General features: G+C 61.9%; 11 protein-coding genes. 7 read left to right on the plus strand and 4 right to left on the minus strand.

Translation table 11 applies throughout. The features are described 5' to 3' along the window. Positions 1-22 precede the first annotated feature (22 nt). Together BG455_RS02510 and BG455_RS02515 are read left to right on the plus strand one after the other, a co-directional pair. Positions 23-1186: an LBF_2804 family protein gene (locus BG455_RS02510; RefSeq protein ID WP_071468392.1), complete on the plus strand. Its 1164-nt coding sequence runs from the start codon at positions 23-25 to the stop codon at positions 1184-1186. 111 nt (positions 1187-1297) lie between these two features. Then, positions 1298-2074, plus strand: a complete 777-nt coding sequence (locus BG455_RS02515; RefSeq protein WP_071468393.1) for a DeoR/GlpR family DNA-binding transcription regulator — start codon at positions 1298-1300, stop codon at positions 2072-2074. A gap of 57 nt (positions 2075-2131) precedes the next feature. Here the strand turns inward: BG455_RS02515 and BG455_RS02520 are convergent, their stop codons facing one another. The 4 genes from BG455_RS02520 to BG455_RS02535 all read right to left on the minus strand — a co-directional run bounded on the left by BG455_RS02520 (position 2132) and on the right by BG455_RS02535 (position 10073). Further along, on the minus strand, positions 2132-4618 hold the full coding sequence (locus BG455_RS02520; RefSeq protein ID WP_071468394.1) for a GcvT family protein: 2487 nt from the start codon (positions 4616-4618) through the stop codon (positions 2132-2134). 224 nt (positions 4619-4842) lie between these two features. Then, positions 4843-6861 (minus strand): NADPH-dependent 2,4-dienoyl-CoA reductase, encoded by a 2019-nt coding sequence (locus BG455_RS02525; RefSeq protein WP_071468479.1) that lies wholly within the window; start codon positions 6859-6861, stop codon positions 4843-4845. Positions 6862-7287: 426 nt separating this feature from the next. Continuing rightward, complete coding sequence (locus tag BG455_RS02530) at positions 7288-8781, minus strand: CRTAC1 family protein (protein ID WP_071468395.1); 1494 nt, start codon at positions 8779-8781, stop codon at positions 7288-7290. After that, on the minus strand, positions 8778-10073 hold the full coding sequence (locus tag BG455_RS02535; protein WP_071468396.1) for an ROK family protein: 1296 nt from the start codon (positions 10071-10073) through the stop codon (positions 8778-8780). Before BG455_RS02535 ends, BG455_RS02530 begins: the two co-directional genes overlap by 4 nt. Before the next feature lie 213 nt (positions 10074-10286). Between BG455_RS02535 and xylF the strand changes: the two genes are divergently transcribed. The 5 genes from xylF to xylA all read left to right on the plus strand — a co-directional run bounded on the left by xylF (position 10287) and on the right by xylA (position 16217). Further along, positions 10287-11312 carry a D-xylose ABC transporter substrate-binding protein gene (gene xylF / locus BG455_RS02540; protein WP_071468397.1) on the plus strand — a complete coding sequence of 342 codons (1026 nt, stop codon included), beginning with the start codon at positions 10287-10289 and terminating at the stop codon, positions 11310-11312. Between the two features lie 170 nt (positions 11313-11482). Beyond that, positions 11483-12730, plus strand: a complete 1248-nt coding sequence (locus BG455_RS02545; protein WP_111361296.1) for a sugar ABC transporter permease — start codon at positions 11483-11485, stop codon at positions 12728-12730. Between the two features lie 3 nt (positions 12731-12733). After that, positions 12734-13480: an ATP-binding cassette domain-containing protein gene (locus BG455_RS02550; RefSeq protein WP_071468399.1), complete on the plus strand. Its 747-nt coding sequence runs from the start codon at positions 12734-12736 to the stop codon at positions 13478-13480. Further along, complete coding sequence (gene xylB / locus BG455_RS02555) at positions 13480-14919, plus strand: xylulokinase (protein WP_071468400.1); 1440 nt, start codon at positions 13480-13482, stop codon at positions 14917-14919. The genes BG455_RS02550 and xylB overlap by 1 nt, the downstream gene beginning before the upstream one ends. After that, on the plus strand, positions 14916-16217 hold the full coding sequence (gene xylA / locus BG455_RS02560; protein WP_071468401.1) for a xylose isomerase: 1302 nt from the start codon (positions 14916-14918) through the stop codon (positions 16215-16217). The genes xylB and xylA overlap by 4 nt, the downstream gene beginning before the upstream one ends. Positions 16218-16485 lie beyond the last annotated feature (268 nt).

Here is a 16485-nt window from a genome sequence, read left to right on the forward strand (position 1 = left end):
CGGCGACAGATGAGAGGTGACAATGCCTGCGGCTGATATCTACTCGCCAGAACCGAACCTGCTGGAGCGCAAATTTGCCGCCTATCTGGCGCGGCATGGCGCAGATGACAGCACGCCGGAACATCCCACAGCGCAGCGTGTGCAAAAAATCCGCCGCATCACCCGATGGAGCATCGGCTTGTCCGCGCTGGCGGGTATCCTCTCGGGCGGGATCATCGGGGGGGCGGAGATCTGGATGCGGTACAGCCTTTTCGATGGCATGGATGATCTTGGCTGGCGCGACACCTGGCCCTATTGGGCGGGCTTCTATGCTTTTGTCGGTGTCATCAGCGCGATTGAGATTGCGCTTCTCTATGCGCTGGCGCTGGGGGGCATTGCGCGCATCACCCGCCATTCCGGCCTTGCACTGTCGCAGGACGGGGGGCACGCGCTCTTCTCGCACAGCCTTGCGCGCGCCGCGCTGGAATTTCCCAGCCCGCAGGTCACGATTTACGGGATCGACCCCTATGCCTATGTGGCAAACTGGAAGCTGACAGCGCTGAACATCGCCTATAAGCTGAAGGTGGGGGTCAGCAGTTTTATTTTGCGGGTATTTTTGCGCAGGGTTGCCGCGCGTATGGCCATTCGCGGCATGGTTCCGCTATTTGCAGGCCCGCTTTATGCAGTCTGGAACGCCTATATCATCGGGCGCATTATGTCAGAGGCACAGATGCGCACGCTGGGGCCCTTCGCCGTGGACACCCTGATGTCAGAACATTTCGACACTGCACAGGGTTTGGACGCCACCGAGAAACGGGTAATCCTGCATGCCGCGGGCGAGATGCTGACACGCGGGCGCGATGCGCACCCCAATCAGATTTATCTGATCAGCCGTTTGCGCCATGCGCTGGACCACCGAGAGGATATCTCGCTGGACTGGGACGCCTTGCGCCATCACCTGCCTGAACTGGACGCAGACGGGCAGGCGCGCGTGCTGAACCTGCTGACAGTGTCTTGCGTGATCGGCCCTGGCATTCACCGCCACCAGTTGGCGCTGTTGCGCAGTGCCTGCGCCGATTGCGGCGCAAGCTTGCACGCGGACCGCGTGAAAAAACTGCGCAAGGCGTTGATGCGCGGCGAGCCTGTCACCCGCGCCGCAGTGTCGCGCGCCCGTTCCCCTGCTGCCGGTATTTCGCACGCGTCTTGATTGCGGCCCTGAAAGCTGGGGTTGAAACACGCATCGCAATTTGTAGAACTGGCGGGGCGCGCATGTCTGCGCAAGCTGCGAATTGTCAGACCCGGATCAAGGATCGTCTTCATGTCTCAGGCCGAACGACTGCGCGATATCCAGATCATCGCGCGCCGCGACGGACGCGTCACCGTCGAGGGGTTGGCCGCACATTTTGACGTCACCATGCAAACAATCCGCCGCGATCTGGGCGATCTGGCAGAGCAGGGCAAATTGCAGCGCGTTCATGGCGGCGCGATCCTGCCGTCAACCGTTGCCAATATCGGCTATCAGGACCGGCGCGACCTGAACGAGGCCGCCAAGGCCGCCATCGCGCAAAGCTGCGCGCGCGACATTCCCAACGGGTGTTCGCTGTTCCTCAATATCGGCACGACCACCGAAGCGCTGGCGCGCGCGCTGTTGGGGCATCGGGATATCATGGTGCTGACCAACAATCTGAATGTGGCCAATATTCTGGTCGATAACCCGAATTGTGAAATCATTGTGGTGGGGGGGCTGTTGCGCAGGGTCGATGGCGGTTTGGTGGGCACAGTGACCACGCAGGCCATTCAACAGTTCAAATTCGACATGGCGGTTATCAGCTGTTCAGCGCTGGATGACGATGGCGATATGCTGGATTACGACATTCAGGAAGTGGGCGTCAGCCAGACCATTCTGAAACAGGCCAGACGCAGTTTCCTAGTTGCGGACCAGTCCAAATTCCGGCGTCGGGCACCTGCGCGCATCGGCTCGCTTGCGCAGATTGACCGCTTTTATACCGATGCCCCTTTGCCAAACCTGCTGGCAACCGCCTGCGCGGGGTGGGGCACCTCTGTCAATGTGGTGGAGGCGGGCAAGCCCCAATAACCCAAAGACGTCACGCATCAGAGGGGGCCAGCCCGCAAGCCACGCTATCCGTGCGCTTCAGCCATCCTTGCGGATCGTGGCGTTTGCAGGGTCATAGGGGCTGTCACAGGTGACTGTGGCATCCCAGAGTTGGTCGAGCATGCGCACCTTCAGGCGTGTCCCCTCAACCGCCAGTTCTGGGCGGACATAGCCCATGCCGATGGATTTTCCGAACGCCACCGAATAGCCCCCCGATGTCAGGCGCCCCACTTTCGTGTCACCCTCATACAGCGCTTCGCGGCCCCAAGGGTCGGCATCCGCTGGCCCGTCAATCAGCAGGGTGCAGCATTTCGCGCGAATGCCGGTTTGCTCCATCGCGGGTTTGCCATGGAACGCCTTGCCCATATCGACAAAGCGCGGCAAATCCGCTTCCAGAGGGGTTGCATCGCGGCCCAATTCATTGCCGAATGCGCGGTAGCTTTTTTCCTGCCGCAGCCAGTTCTGCGCCCGTGCGCCCACCAGCTTCAACCCCACCTCCTCGCCTGCGGCCATAAGCTGGTCGAACAGGTAATTCTGCATCTCGATAGGGTGGTGCAATTCCCAACCCAATTCGCCGGTATAGGCCACGCGCACTGCGCGCACTGGGCACATGCCCAATTCGATATTGCGCATCGACAGCCACGGGAAGCGTTTGTTCGACAGCACAGTTGCGGGGTCTGCATCTTTGACCAGCTTGCCCAGCAGATCGCGCGATTTGGGGCCAGCCACCGCAAAGACACCCCATTGCGTGGTCACATCGTGAATGTCGATCCAGCCGAAATCGGCCAGCTTGTCTTCTGCCGTCTTGCGCAGATAGTCGCCGTCATAGGCGCTCCATGCGCCTGCCGAAATCAGGTAATATTCATTCTCGGCCAGCCGCACGATGGTGTATTCGGTGCGCACTGTGCCATTTGCGGTCAGCGCATAGGTCAGGTTGATCCGGCCCACCTTGGGCAATTTGTTGCAGGTGAACCAGTCCAGAAACGCCGTTGCACCGGGGCCACGCACCAGATGTTTGGTAAAGGCTGTGGCATCGATCATGCCCACGCCTTCGCGGATGGCGCGCGCCTCATCCACCGCATATTGCCACCAGCCGCCACGGCGGAAGCTGCGCGATGCGTGATCGTCAAACCCTGCGGGCGCGAAGTAATTGGGCCGCTCGAACCCGTTGACGCAGCCGAACTGCGCGCCTTGTGCCTTCATCCGGTCATAGCAGGGGGCTGTACGCAGAGGGCGGCAGGCTTCGCGTTCTTCATCCGGGTGATGCAGAATGAAGACATGCTCATAGGCTTCTTCATTCTTGCGCGCGCTATAGTCTGTGGTGATCCAGTCGCCAAAACGCTTGGGGTCCAGCGATGCCATGTCGATTTCAGCCTCGCCCTGCACCATCATCTGCGCCAGATAATGGCCAGTGCCCCCGGCGGCAGTAATGCCAAAGCTGAACCCTTCGGCCAGCCACATGTTGCGCAGGCCCGGTGCAGGGCCGACCAGCGGATTGCCATCGGGGGTGTAGCAGATGGGGCCGTTGTAATCATCCTTCAGCCCCACAGTTTCCGAAGACGGAATCCGGTGGATCATGGACATGTATTCTTCCTCGATCCGGTCCAGATCGAGCGGGAACAGATCGGCGCGGAAGGATTGCGGCACGTCATATTCAAAGCACGCAGGCGCACCCCGTTCATAGGGGCCAAGAATCCAGCCGCCGCGTTCTTCGCGGACATACCATTTGGCATCGGCATCGCGCAGAACAGGGTGTTCGGGGTGGTTTTTGCGGTATTCCACCAACATCGGGTCAGGTTCGGTGACGATATATTGGTGTTCCACCGGAATGGCCGGAATTTTAATGCCCAATAGCCGCGCCGTGCGCTGGGCATGATTGCCTGTGGCGGTAACGACATGTTCTGCGGTGATCTCGAATCTCTCCTCGGAGGGCACCAGATTGCCGCCCTTCTCCACCATTCTGGTGCAGGACACGACCCATTCGCTGCCTGTCCAGCGGTAGCCATCCACCTGCACGCGGCGCAGGATTTCAGCACCATGCTGGCGCGCGCCCTTGGCCATGGCTTGGGTCACGTCAGCGGGGTTGATGTAGCCATCTGTGGGGTGATACAGCGCGCCGACCAGATCTTCGGTGCGCACCAAGGGCCAGCGGTCCTTGATCTGGGCAGGGGTCATCCACTCAAAAGGAATACCCACCGACTCGGCGGTCGAGGCATAGAGCATATATTCATCCATGCGCGCCTGCGTCTGCGCCATGCGCAGATTGCCCACAACATAGAAGCCCGCATTCAGGCCGGTTTCCGCTTCCAGCGTTTTGTAAAACTTCACACTGTAATCGTGAATATGGCTGGTCGCATAGCCCATGTTGAACAGAGGCAACAGACCAGCAGCATGCCAGGTCGAGCCAGAGGTCAGCTCGTCGCGTTCCAAAAGCAGCGTGTCCCAACCGGCTTTGGCCAGATGATAGGCGATTGAGGCACCGACGGCACCCCCGCCAACAACAAGCGCTTTGACATGGGTTTTCATTGGCAGGACTCCGGCTGGGTTGCGGCTTGGCCTGTCATGACAAATCTGGCGCGCATAAGATCAGGCGCGCGCGACGTGACAGAGTGCAAATGCGACCTTGCGTGGCGGGCAGGTGCGATGTGAGGGGGGGGCGCGCCATCCAGATGCCGCGCGCCGCGCGCCCCATATGGCAAGCGGCGCGGAACGCGGCGCGGGGGTGGGCGGGTGGGCCATATGGGGCGCGCTTAAAGCGTTGCCGCCAGTCGCGCGGCTTGATCAATGGCGCGTTTCGCGTCCAGTTCGGCGGCGACATCCGCGCCCCCGATCACATGGACCGGCCTGCCCGCGCCCGCCAATGCGTCAGCCAGTTCGCGCAACGGGTCCTGGCCTGTGCATAGAACAATCGTGTCGGCTTCCAGCAACTCTTCCTGCCCGTCGCGCAGCACCAACAGCCCCTCGCGCGTGATTGCGCGGTAGTCCAGCCCGCCGATCATGCGCACCCCTTTCGCGGCAAGACCCGCGCGGTGAATCCAGCCTGTCGTTTTACCCAAACCCTTGCCCGGTTTGCCGGTTTTGCGTTGCACCAGTGTAACTTGGCGCGCAGGGCGTTCGGGCTGTGGCCCATCGGGCGCAAGCCCCCCCGGCGCATTGGCAGGGTCCGTGACCCCCCATTCGCGCTGCCACAGATGCAGGTTTTCGGTGGCACTCTCGCCCTCATGCACCAGATATTCCGACACATCAAAGCCGATCCCGCCCGCGCCCACCACAACCACGCGCGCGCCCACATTGGCCTTGCCTTTCAACACATCACTATAGCGCAGCACATGTGGCGCATCCTGCCCTTTGATGTGCGGGTCGCGGGGGGTGACGCCTGTGGCGATGATCACCTCGTCAAAGCCTGCAAGGTCTTGCGCGATGGCGCGGGTGTTCAGGCGGAGCTTGATGCGCGAGCGGGCGACTTCCCCCTCATACCACTGCACCAGACCGTGAAACTCTTCCTTGCCGGGGATCATGCGCGCCATGTTCAGCTGCCCGCCAATCTGCCCCTCCCCCTCGAACAAGGTCACGTCATGGCCGCGCTGGTCCGCAACCAGCGCGGCCATCAGCCCCGCAGGGCCAGCGCCGACCACAGCGATGGATTTGCGCATGGCGGCGGGGTTATAGCGCAGTTCGGTTTCATGGCAGGCGCGCGGGTTGACCAGACAGGACGAGACCTTGCCCTGAAAGGTATGGTCCAGACAGGCCTGATTGCACGCGATGCAGGGCGCGATCTGGGCCGCGCGGCCCGATGCGGCCTTGGCCACGAAATCGGGGTCGGCCAGAAACGGGCGGGCCATCGACACCATGTCGGCCGCGCCCCCTGCCAGCAGGGTTTCCGCCACATCGGGCGTGTTGATCCGGTTAGAGGTGACCAATGGAATACCCACCTTGCCCATCAGCTTTTGCGTGACCCACGCCCATGCCGCGCGCGGCACCGAGGTGGCAATAGTGGGCACGCGCGCTTCGTGCCATCCGATGCCGGTGTTCAGGATAGTTGCGCCTGCGCCCTCAATCGCCTGTGCAAGGCGGGTGACTTCGTCAAAGCTTTGGCCCTGTGGCACAAGGTCAATCAACGAGATGCGATAGATCAGGATCGAGTCCGGCCCAAGGGCCGCGCGCACACGCGCGACAATCTCGACGGCCAAGCGCATGCGGTTGTCATAACTTCCACCCCAGTCATCGTCGCGCTGGTTGGTGGCCGCGCACAGGAACTGGTTGATGAAATACCCCTCCGACCCCATAATCTCGACCCCGTCATAGCCCGCGTCGCGCGCGCGAGATGCGGCGGTGACAATATCTGCGATCTGCTTCTCGATACCTTCCGCATCCAGCGCGCGGGGCTTGAAGGGCGAGATGGGCGATTTCAGCGCCGAGGGGGCCACGCAATCGGGGCCATAGGCATAGCGGCCTGCATGCAATATCTGCATGGCAATCTTGCCCCCTTCGGCATGGACGCGGTCAGTGACAAGGCGGTGGTTGATAATATCCTGCGCAGTGTAAAGACCCGCCGCACCGGGAAAGACGCCGCCCTCTGGGTTGGGGGCCATGCCGCCGGTGACCATCAGCGCCACCCCCCCCCGCGCACGCGCAGCGTAATATTCCGCCACACGGGACCAGTCTCCGCGTTCTTCCAGCCCTGTATGCATGGACCCCATCAGCACGCGGTTTTTAAGCGTGGTAAAGCCCAGATCCAGCGGGGCAAGCAGATGGGGGTAATGCGTCATGGGTTCCTCCTCAGCGGTCAGGGACAGAGATACGCGCCCCCATGCGCCCATGTCACGCAAGACGCGGCGTCACTCTGGTTTGGCGGGGCAAGGTCGGGTGCAGGACATCTGATCTGTGTGACTATGACGGCTACGAGGGCTTTTCAGATATACCCTGCGCGGAATCGAGGGCCGCAGGCCCGCCGCGCCCCAAAGTGCCGCACCCACGGCACGGCGATTTGGCTTGGCTACGCACAAAGCGCTGATCTTTCGCGGATTTGGCTGGCACAAAGTGCTATAACCCACAGCGCCGATCGCCGCTGCGCAGCTTTGCACCAGAAAAGCCAGCATCCGCAAAGTCCCGCACAGCCGACCCACCAAAACCCCGCCCTGTAAGCTGAAGCTAAAGTCACAAAAACTATGTGTCGGGTGGCGCGCGCCCGTCGGTCAGCCGTCTGGTGTCAGCACAACCCGCTGGTTCAACCTGTCAATCTCGACGCGGCTTGTCTGGCCATCTGGCCAGTCCACCGCAATCACCGCGTGCGTGGCCTGCCCCAGCCCGAAATGCAGCGGCCCCGCCTGCCCGCCCGCATGGCCACCGCCCACGGACAGCTCTTGCCATTGCGCGCCCTGCGCAGTCTCGACATGGACGCGCGCGCCAATGGCGAAGCGGTTGCTGCCCCCCTCCATGCGCAATTCGACCGCCAGCCAGTTGCCTATATCTTCGGTCACATTGCGGTAAAACCGCGCGGGCGCGCGGCGGTTGACCACCACCAGATCCAGCCGCCCGTCGCCCGTCAGATCAACCAGCGCCGCCCCGCGCGAGCGCGCAGGGTCAGCCACCCCCGCCAGATGCGCGGCTTCTGTAAACCGCCCATCTGTGCCTTGCAACAGCAGGTTGTTGGGGTCTGACATGGCCAGATCGGGCATCTGGTCCACATTTCCCTTGGCGACGAACAAATCCGCCCGCCCGTTATTTGTCACATCCCCCCATTGCGCGTGCCAGCCCGTTGACGGGCGGCCATCATCGCCCTGAAAGGGGCGGTGGGCGGTATGGCCCATCTCGAACGGTGCGCTGCGATAGGTGCCATCTTCCTGCGCCAGTTGCAGAAGTTGATCGGCCATTGAGGTCAGATAGACATCTGCCAGCCCGTTGCCGGTAATGTCGCGGCTGGCAATGCCCATGCCCCACAGCATCTGTTCCTGCCAGCCATCTTGCGGGCCAAGATAACGCGCATCCGCAATATCCCACATCTGCTCATAGCCGCCGCGCACATAGTAGTGGCGGTCATTCGACAGACGCAACGTCTTGCGCCCCCGCGCATCGCGCGCCGCAAGGGCCGAGAGCGGGCAGAACCCCGGCGTCATCGGGGAAGAGGCATAGCCCTGCCCTATGGGGCGCAAAATCTGGTTGTCGTCACAGGCGAAAAACGGGCCATCGGGGTTTTCAAGGTCTACATAATTGCCCACGAACAAGGTGGGGCGCGCCTGCCCTTCATCCCACCACGCAGTAAAGGCCGTAGACCAGCCCTGCCCCGCATCAATGCCCAGCGCTTCTGTCGCATCCTCGAACGCGCAATCACCCAAGCCGCGCAGCACCACATTCGGCCCCACGCGCAGCACGAACAGATCCAGCACGCCATCGCCATCCACATCCAGCGGGTAAGCGCCGGTCACGCCGGTAAGCGGCACATCTTCGGGTGCAAACTGCATATCGCCTTGGTTGCGCAGCAAAAGCGACGGGCCTTCGCCGCCAGCCAGAAACAGATCGGGCAGGCCATTATCGCTGCAATCCAGCACGGCCACGCCGCCGCCCACAAAATGCTGCCATCCGCCCGCGTAATGGTGTTCGGGGAAGTTATGGCCCATATCTTCGAACATTGGCACCTGCGCCGCCACGGGCGCGGCCCCCAGCAGCAGCGCCAGACATGCAGCCTTCATGCCGCGCTGCCCCGCGTGGCCGCATGACCCAAGAGTTGCTCTGTCAGCGCGCCAAGTGCCAGCGCCACCGCCCCCTGCGCCCAGACCAGATCGCCCCATGAATGAATTTCCACCCGCGCGGGCGGGCGTGCGCCGGTCAGCGTCATGGCCTGCATCTCGCTTAGCACCTCGCGCGCATAGAGGTAGTCATACTGCATTCGCCCACCCGACAGGATAATCACCTCCGGGTCGAACAGCTGCGCCACATTCGACAGGCCCAGCGCCAGATAGCGCCCCGCGCGGCGAAAGATTGACAAGGCAGCCTCGTTGCCGCCACGCGCTTCGGCAAACAGCGCCTCCAGCAGCGCAAGCGGGCTTTCAGACAGGCTTTCATGCTGGTCCAGCGCGGTCGCAGCCTCGCGCGCCAGCGCATAATCGGCGACATAGGCTTCCAGACAGCCGCGTTTGCCGCAACGGCACAAAGCACCATCCAGTTGCACCTTGGTATGGCCCAGTTCCATACCAACCCCGCGCGCGCCGCGATAGAGCTGGTTGAACAGCACCAGCCCCATACCAACGCCATGTTCAATCGTTACCACTGCGAAATCGGATTTGCTGCGCCCGCCGCCGAACCACAATTCGGCCAGTGTCAGCAGGTTGGCGTCATTGTCCAGCCATGTCGGCACGCCAAAGGCCGTTTCAAACTGCCCGCGCAGCGCGGTTGAGGGGGCATCCAGCATCGGCGACCATGCCACACTGCCAGTGGCGAAATCCACCATCCCTGCCATGCCAACGCCCACACAGCTGATATCGCGCGACGCCATGCCTTGGGCGGCCAGCAACTTGTGCATCAGCGCGCGCGCCTCGGCGATCAGGATGGCGGCGCATTTGCGGTTGGGGCGGGTGGGCATGCTGGCCTCGGCAATGCGGCGGCCTGCAAAATCACTCAGCACGGCTGTATGGCGCAGATCGCCCAGCTTCATGCCAATGACATAATGCGCTTCCGCCGCAACCTGCAATTCCACAGGGGGCCGCCCGCGCCCGATGCGCGGATTGTCCAGATCGGCCACAGGGCTTTCGCGCAAGAAACCATCTGCAATCAGATCACTTGTCACTGCACTGACCGACGCCGCGCTGACACCCAGCGCGCGCCCCATCTCGGCGCGGGTGGTGCTGCCTTGGGCGCGCACATGGTCAAACAGGACAAGGCGCAAGGGGCGCGCAACAGGGGCCACATTGCTCAGCAGCGGGCCACAGCCCGCAAGCGTGCCCCCATACCCCGATTCTGTGCCGCCTAAGCCTGTCGCAAGCATGACCCGGCCTCCCCACCAAGTTTAAATTCGCGCTCTGAACAAAATAAGCCAGAATATCTGGGGTCACGCAAGAAAAAACCTTATCGCATGCCTGTTTCGGCAATCATTCCCCAGTAAATCCATAAATTTAATTTGACAGCCGAAATTTATATGGCATGATTTACGCGTCTGGCCAAAAATAAATCGGGCCTGATTTCGTTCAGGGAGGAACACATGAACAAGCTACTTACCGCGGCCGTGGCCGCGACCATCGGCTTCAGCTCTGCCGCTTGGGCAGATTCGCTGACCATCGGCGTCAGCTGGTCAAACTTTCAGGAAGAACGCTGGCAGACGGATGAGGCCGCGATTCGCGCCGCACTTGACGCGGCAGGCGCAACTTATGTGTCTGCGGATGCGCAATCCTCGTCTTCCAAGCAACTGTCCGACATTGAAAGCCTGATCGCGCAGGGTGTCGATGCGCTGATCGTTCTGGCACAGGATGCCGCCGCCATTGGCCCCGCGGTTCAGGCCGCCGCGGATGAGGGGATTCCCGTCATCGCCTATGACCGCCTGATCGAAGACAACCGCGCCTTTTATCTGACCTTCGACAATGTCGAAGTCGGGCGCATGCAGGCGCGCGCTGTGCTGGAACAGGCCCCAAGCGGCAATTATGTCATGATCAAAGGCTCGCCCACCGACCCGAACGCGGATTTCCTGCGCGGCGGCCAGCAAGAAGTGTTGCAGGCCGCGATTGATGCAGGCGACATCACCATTGTGGGCGAGGCGTATACCGATGCATGGCTGCCCGCCAATGCCCAGCGCAATATGGAACAGATCCTGACCGCGCAGGACAATATGGTAGACGCAGTCGTTGCCTCGAATGATGGCACAGCAGGCGGTGCCGTGGCCGCGCTGACCGCGCAGGGCATGGAGGGGATTCCCGTCTCTGGTCAGGATGGCGACCATGCCGCGCTGAACCGCATCGCACTTGGCACGCAAACTGTATCGGTGTGGAAAGATGCGCGCGATCTGGGCCGCAACGCCGCTGAAATCGCCGTGCAACTGGCAGGCGGCACCGCAATGGCCGATATTGAAGGGGTCGAGATGTGGACCTCGCCCGCAGGAACAGAAATGGTTTCCATGTTTCTGGAACCTGTGCCGGTCACGCGCGACAACCTGAGCCTTGTTGTCGATGCAGGCTGGATCAGTCAGGAAGCGCTATGTCAGGGTGTCAGTGACGGCCCCGCGCCGTGCAACTGACCTGATCTGCACCTTCTCCGAAGGGGCGGCCCTGTGCCGCCCCTCTCTTGCCCGTGCGTGACTGTGGCGCGCGGCGCCGGTTCCCTGACAGGACGGAACATATGAGCACCCAAAACACTTCGACCAGCCCCGCCGCCGCGAAGGCCAAACCAGCCCCGCGCGCGAAACTTATGGACACGCTGGAACTGGACACCCGCCTTCTGGGCATGATCGGCGCTTTCATTCTGGTGACAGTCGTTTTCAACGTGCTGACCGATGGCCGCTTCCTGACCCCGCGCAATATCTTCAACCTGACAATCCAGACTGTCAGCGTGGCGATCATGGCAACCGGCATGGTGTTTGTCATTGTCACCCGCCATATTGACCTGTCGGTGGGCGCGCTGCTGGCCACATGCTCTGCTGTGATGGCAATGATGCAAACCGCGTGGCTGCCGCAACTGCTGGGCCTGCCGCTGGGCCACCCGCTGATCCCGTGGCTGGCGATTGCCGCAGGGCTGGTGACGGGCGGGCTGATCGGGGCGTTTCAGGGCTACTTGACGGGCTATCTGCTGATTCCGGCTTTCATTGTCACGCTGGGCGGCTTGCTGGTCTGGCGCAATGCGGGGTGGTATCTGACCAATGGGCAAACCATCGGCCCGCTGGACCCGACATTCCAGATGTTTGGCGGCATCAATGGCACCTTGGGTGAATTCTGGTCATGGGTGATCGGCATTGTTGCCACGCTGGCCGCGATGGGCGCGCTTTGGGCGAAACGGCGCGACAAGATCCGCCATGACTTCCCCGTGAAACCTGTCTGGGCTGAAATCACGCTGGGCGCGATCATTGCCGCCGCGATCATGGGGTTCATTGCGATCCTGAATTCCTACGAAGTGCCCGCAGCCCGTCTGCGCCGCGAGTTCGAGGCGCGTGGCGAGGTTATGCCCGAAGGCTACACTGCAGCCTATGGCCTGCCCATCTCGGTGCTGTTGCTGATTATCGTGGCCGTTGTCATGACGGTTGTCGCACGCAAGACGCGGCTGGGGCGGTATATCTTTGCCGCGGGTGGCAACCCCCAAGCGGCAGAGCTGTCGGGCATCAACACGCGCATGCTGACCGTCAAGGTGTTTGCGATCATGGGCGTGCTCTGTGCGATTTCAGCGGTCGTGGCCTCGGCCCGTCTGACCAACCATTCCAACGACATCGGCACGCTGGATGAATTGCGCGTCATCGCTGCCGCTGTGATTGGCGGCACAGCGCTGGCAGGCGGGATCGGCACCATTTATGGCGCAATCCTTGGCGCGCTGATCATGCAATCGCTGCAATCGGGCATGGCGATGGTGGGCGTCGATGCGCCGCTGCAAAATATCGTCGTGGGCAGCGTGCTGGTTCTGGCCGTGCTGATCGACATCATCTACCGCCGCCGCACAGGAAAGGGTTAACCGATGCAACCACTTGTGGAAATGCGCAATATCTCGATAGCTTTTGGCGGCGTGCAGGCGGTAGATGATGTGTCCATCGACCTGTATCCGGGCGAGGTGGTGGGGCTGCTGGGCCATAACGGGGCCGGTAAATCCACCCTGATCAAAATCCTCTCGGGTGCGTACCGCGCCGATAGTGGGGAAATTCTGATTGATGGCAAGAAAGTCACCATCAACAGCCCCCGCGACGCCCGCGCCCAGAATATCGAGACGATCCACCAGACGCTTGCGCTGGCCGACAACCTGCCCGCGCCCGCCAACCTGTTTCTGGGGCGCGAATTGCGCACCATGTTCGGGTTTCTGGATGACAGCCGCATGGAATCCGAGACGCGCAAGATCATGGCGCGGCTGAACCCCAATTTCAAGAAAGTGGCCGAACCTGTCAGCGCGCTGTCAGGCGGGCAACGCCAGTCGGTGGCGATTGCGCGCGCGGTCTATTTCAACGCGCGTATATTGATCATGGACGAACCCACCGCCGCCTTGGGCGTGCATGAAACCAAGATGGTGGCTGACCTGATCATGGAATTGAAGGCGCAGGGCTTGGGCATTTTCCTGATCAGCCATGACACGCGCGAAATGATGGCGCTGTGTGACCGCGTCAGTGTCATGAAAAACGGCCAGCTTGTGGGCACCGAACGGGTCGAGGATGTGACCGAGGATGACATCCTGTCCATGATCATCATGGGCAAGAAGGCAGAGAAGGCCGCATAATGTATCTTGGGCTTGATCTGGGCACCTCTGGCCTGAAAGGGCTGGTGATTGATGCGGCGGGCCGCGTGGTGGCGCAGGCCAGCGCGCCGCTATCTGTGGCGCGCCCCCATCCCGGCTGGTCAGAACAAGACCCGGCCGAATGGATACGCGCCGCCATGTCGGTGTTGCGCGATCTGGCAGGCCAGATCGACATGGCCGCGATTGCGGGGATCGGGCTGTCGGGCCAGATGCATGGGGCAACCGTGCTGGATGCCGCCGATCAGGTCTTGCGCCCCTGCATTCTGTGGAATGACACCCGCGCCAGCGCGCAGGCCGCACAGCTGGATGCCGACCCGCGCTTTCGCGCGATCAGCGGCAATATCGTCTTTCCGGGCTTCACCGCGCCCAAACTGGTCTGGATGGCGCAAGAAGAACCCGCCCTGTTTGCCCGTGTGGCCAAGGTGCTTTTGCCCAAGGACTATTTGCGCCTGTGGCTGACCGGCGCGCATGTGGCCGAAATGTCGGATGCGGCAGGCACAAGCTGGCTGGATGTGGGCGCGCGCGACTGGTCGGATGACCTGCTGGCCGCAACTGGTTTGACACGCGACCAAATGCCCGCACTGGTCGAAGGCTCTTCGCCTTCCGGCGGGTTGCGCGCTGCCTTAGCTTCCGAGTTCGGTCTGACCAGCGGCATTCCCGTTGCAGGCGGCGCGGGTGATAACGCGGCTACGGCCATCGGGCTTGGTGTGGCGCGCGGCGGGCAGGGCTTTGTCAGCCTTGGCACCTCTGGTGTGTTGTTCGCGGCCACTGACCGCTATGCGCCCGCACCCGAAACGGCAGTGCATAGCTTTTGCCACGCGCTGCCGCAGACATGGCACCAGATGGGGGTCATTCTGGCCGCGACCGATGCGCTGAACTGGTTTTCCGGCATTGCAGGGGCAAGTGCGGCAGAGTTGACCGCCAATTTAGGCGCATTGCAAGCCCCCGGCCGCGCCCTGTTCCTGCCCTATCTGGGTGGCGAGCGTACGCCACTGAACGACGCCGCCATTCGCGGCGCTTTCATCGGGCTGGACCATGCCACCGACCGCGACGCCGCAACCCGCGCCGTGCTGGAAGGCGTGGTCTTTGCCCTGAAGGATTGCCAGCAGGCACTTGCCGCAACAGGCACACGGCTGGACACATTGATCGCCGCAGGCGGCGGCGCGCGCTCGGACTATTGGCTTGGGGCGCTGGCCACAGCGCTGGACCTGCCGGTTTCTGTGCCACAGGCCAGCGATAACAGCGCAGCCCTAGGGGCGGCACGCTTGGGCCTGATGGCCGCAACCGGGGCGGGCGCACAGGCCATGCCCCTGCCCCCCATCGCGCGCGAATTCACCCCCGACCCCCGCCTTGGCGCGGCATTCGCAGACAGCTACGCCCGCTTTCGCGCGGCACAACAGGCAATCAAGGAACTGACATGACCGAATTTTTCGCAGGCATCCCGCAACTGACCTATCAGGGCGCTGACAGCGACACTGATTTTGCCTTTCGCCATTATAACCCCGATGAAATCGTGCTGGGCCGCCGGATGGAAGACCATCTGCGCTTTGCCGTATGCTACTGGCATAATTTCGCATGGCCCGGCGGTGACCCGTTCGGCGGGCAGACATTCCAGCGCCCTTGGTTTGGCGACACGATGGCGCATGCCAAACTGAAAGCAGATGTGGCGTTTGACATGTTCCGCATCCTGAATGCGCCCTATTTCTGCTTTCACGATGCCGATATGCGCCCCGAGGGCGAGAGTTTCGCCGAGAATACCCGCAATCTGGAAGAAATGACCGAGTATTTCGCCGCCAAGATGGAAGCAGGCGGGCCAAAGCTGCTTTGGGGCACGGCCAATCTGTTCAGCCATCGCCGCTTTATGGCGGGTGCGGCCACCAACCCTGACCCCGATGTGTTTGCCTTCTCGGCGGCGACGGTCAAAACCTGCATGGATGCGACCCACCGCCTACAGGGTGAAAACTACGTTCTATGGGGCGGGCGCGAAGGGTATGAGACGCTGCTGAACACCGACCTGAGCAAGGAATTGGACCATATGGGCCGCTTCCTGTCGATGGTGGTGGAATATAAGCACAAGATCGGCTTCAAGGGCGCAATCCTGATCGAACCCAAACCGCAAGAACCCACCAAGCACCAGTATGACTATGATGTGGCGACCGTGTTCGGGTTCTTGCAGCGCTTCGGGCTGGAGAAGGAAGTAAAGGTCAATATCGAGCAGGGCCATGCCATTCTGGCAGGCCACAGTTTCGAGCATGAAATCGCGCTGGCCTCCAGCCTTGGGATTTTCGGGTCAATCGACATGAACCGCAATGACTACCAGTCCGGCTGGGACACCGACCAATTCCCCAATAACGTGCCCGAAGTGGCAATGGCCTATTACGAAATCCTGCGCGCAGGCGGCTTTACCACGGGCGGCACCAATTTCGACGCCAAGCTGCGCCGCCAGTCGCTGGATGCCCAAGACCTTATCCTTGCCCATGCAGGCGCAATGGATGTCTGTGCCCGCGGGCTGAAAGCCGCCGCCGCCATGCTGGAAGGTGGCAAGCTGGAAGCCGCGCGCGCCGCGCGCTATGCAGGCTGGGACACACCACAGGCGCAAACCATGCTGCGCAGCGATCTGGACCAGATCGCAGCCGATGTCGTGAACCGCGCCCTGACCCCGATGCCGCGCTCTGGCCAGCAGGAACGGTTGGAAAACCTGGTAAACCGCTACATGTGACATTATGCGCATCTTGCACCGGCAGGGGGCGCAGCACCCCGCGAAACGCGCCCATACCCCGCTATTTGCTGGGTATGGGCGCGAAAACTTGCTTGCATTCCCGCGCCAGCACGACCCCTTGGATTGAATTGACACGGAATTGTTCGATCCTGCCCGAAAGACCTGATCAATGTTATTGAAATGCTGCGGGATACCGCATAATCCTTCGGGGCTGGAATAGGTCGACCGCTTTGTGGCTTCCTGCCAAGGCAAGGCGAAACCCGCCGGA

This window comes from Roseinatronobacter thiooxidans (genome assembly GCF_001870675.1).
Taxonomy (GTDB): domain Bacteria; phylum Pseudomonadota; class Alphaproteobacteria; order Rhodobacterales; family Rhodobacteraceae; genus Roseinatronobacter; species Roseinatronobacter thiooxidans.

Excerpts from the sequence above, each read along its gene's own strand:
- BG455_RS02510 (WP_071468392.1), top strand. The coding sequence starts at position 23 with ATGCCTGCGGCTGATATCTACTCGCCAGAACCGAACCTGCTGGAGCGC.
- BG455_RS02515 (WP_071468393.1), top strand. The coding sequence starts at position 1,298 with ATGTCTCAGGCCGAACGACTGCGCGATATCCAGATCATCGCGCGCCGC.
- BG455_RS02520 (WP_071468394.1), bottom strand. The coding sequence starts at position 4,618 with ATGAAAACCCATGTCAAAGCGCTTGTTGTTGGCGGGGGTGCCGTCGGT.
- BG455_RS02525 (WP_071468479.1), bottom strand. The coding sequence starts at position 6,861 with ATGACGCATTACCCCCATCTGCTTGCCCCGCTGGATCTGGGCTTTACC.
- BG455_RS02530 (WP_071468395.1), bottom strand. The coding sequence starts at position 8,781 with ATGAAGGCTGCATGTCTGGCGCTGCTGCTGGGGGCCGCGCCCGTGGCG.
- BG455_RS02535 (WP_071468396.1), bottom strand. The coding sequence starts at position 10,073 with ATGCTTGCGACAGGCTTAGGCGGCACAGAATCGGGGTATGGGGGCACG.
- xylF (WP_071468397.1), top strand. The coding sequence starts at position 10,287 with ATGAACAAGCTACTTACCGCGGCCGTGGCCGCGACCATCGGCTTCAGC.
- BG455_RS02545 (WP_111361296.1), top strand. The coding sequence starts at position 11,483 with ATGGACACGCTGGAACTGGACACCCGCCTTCTGGGCATGATCGGCGCT.
- BG455_RS02550 (WP_071468399.1), top strand. The coding sequence starts at position 12,734 with ATGCAACCACTTGTGGAAATGCGCAATATCTCGATAGCTTTTGGCGGC.
- xylB (WP_071468400.1), top strand. The coding sequence starts at position 13,480 with ATGTATCTTGGGCTTGATCTGGGCACCTCTGGCCTGAAAGGGCTGGTG.
- xylA (WP_071468401.1), top strand. The coding sequence starts at position 14,916 with ATGACCGAATTTTTCGCAGGCATCCCGCAACTGACCTATCAGGGCGCT.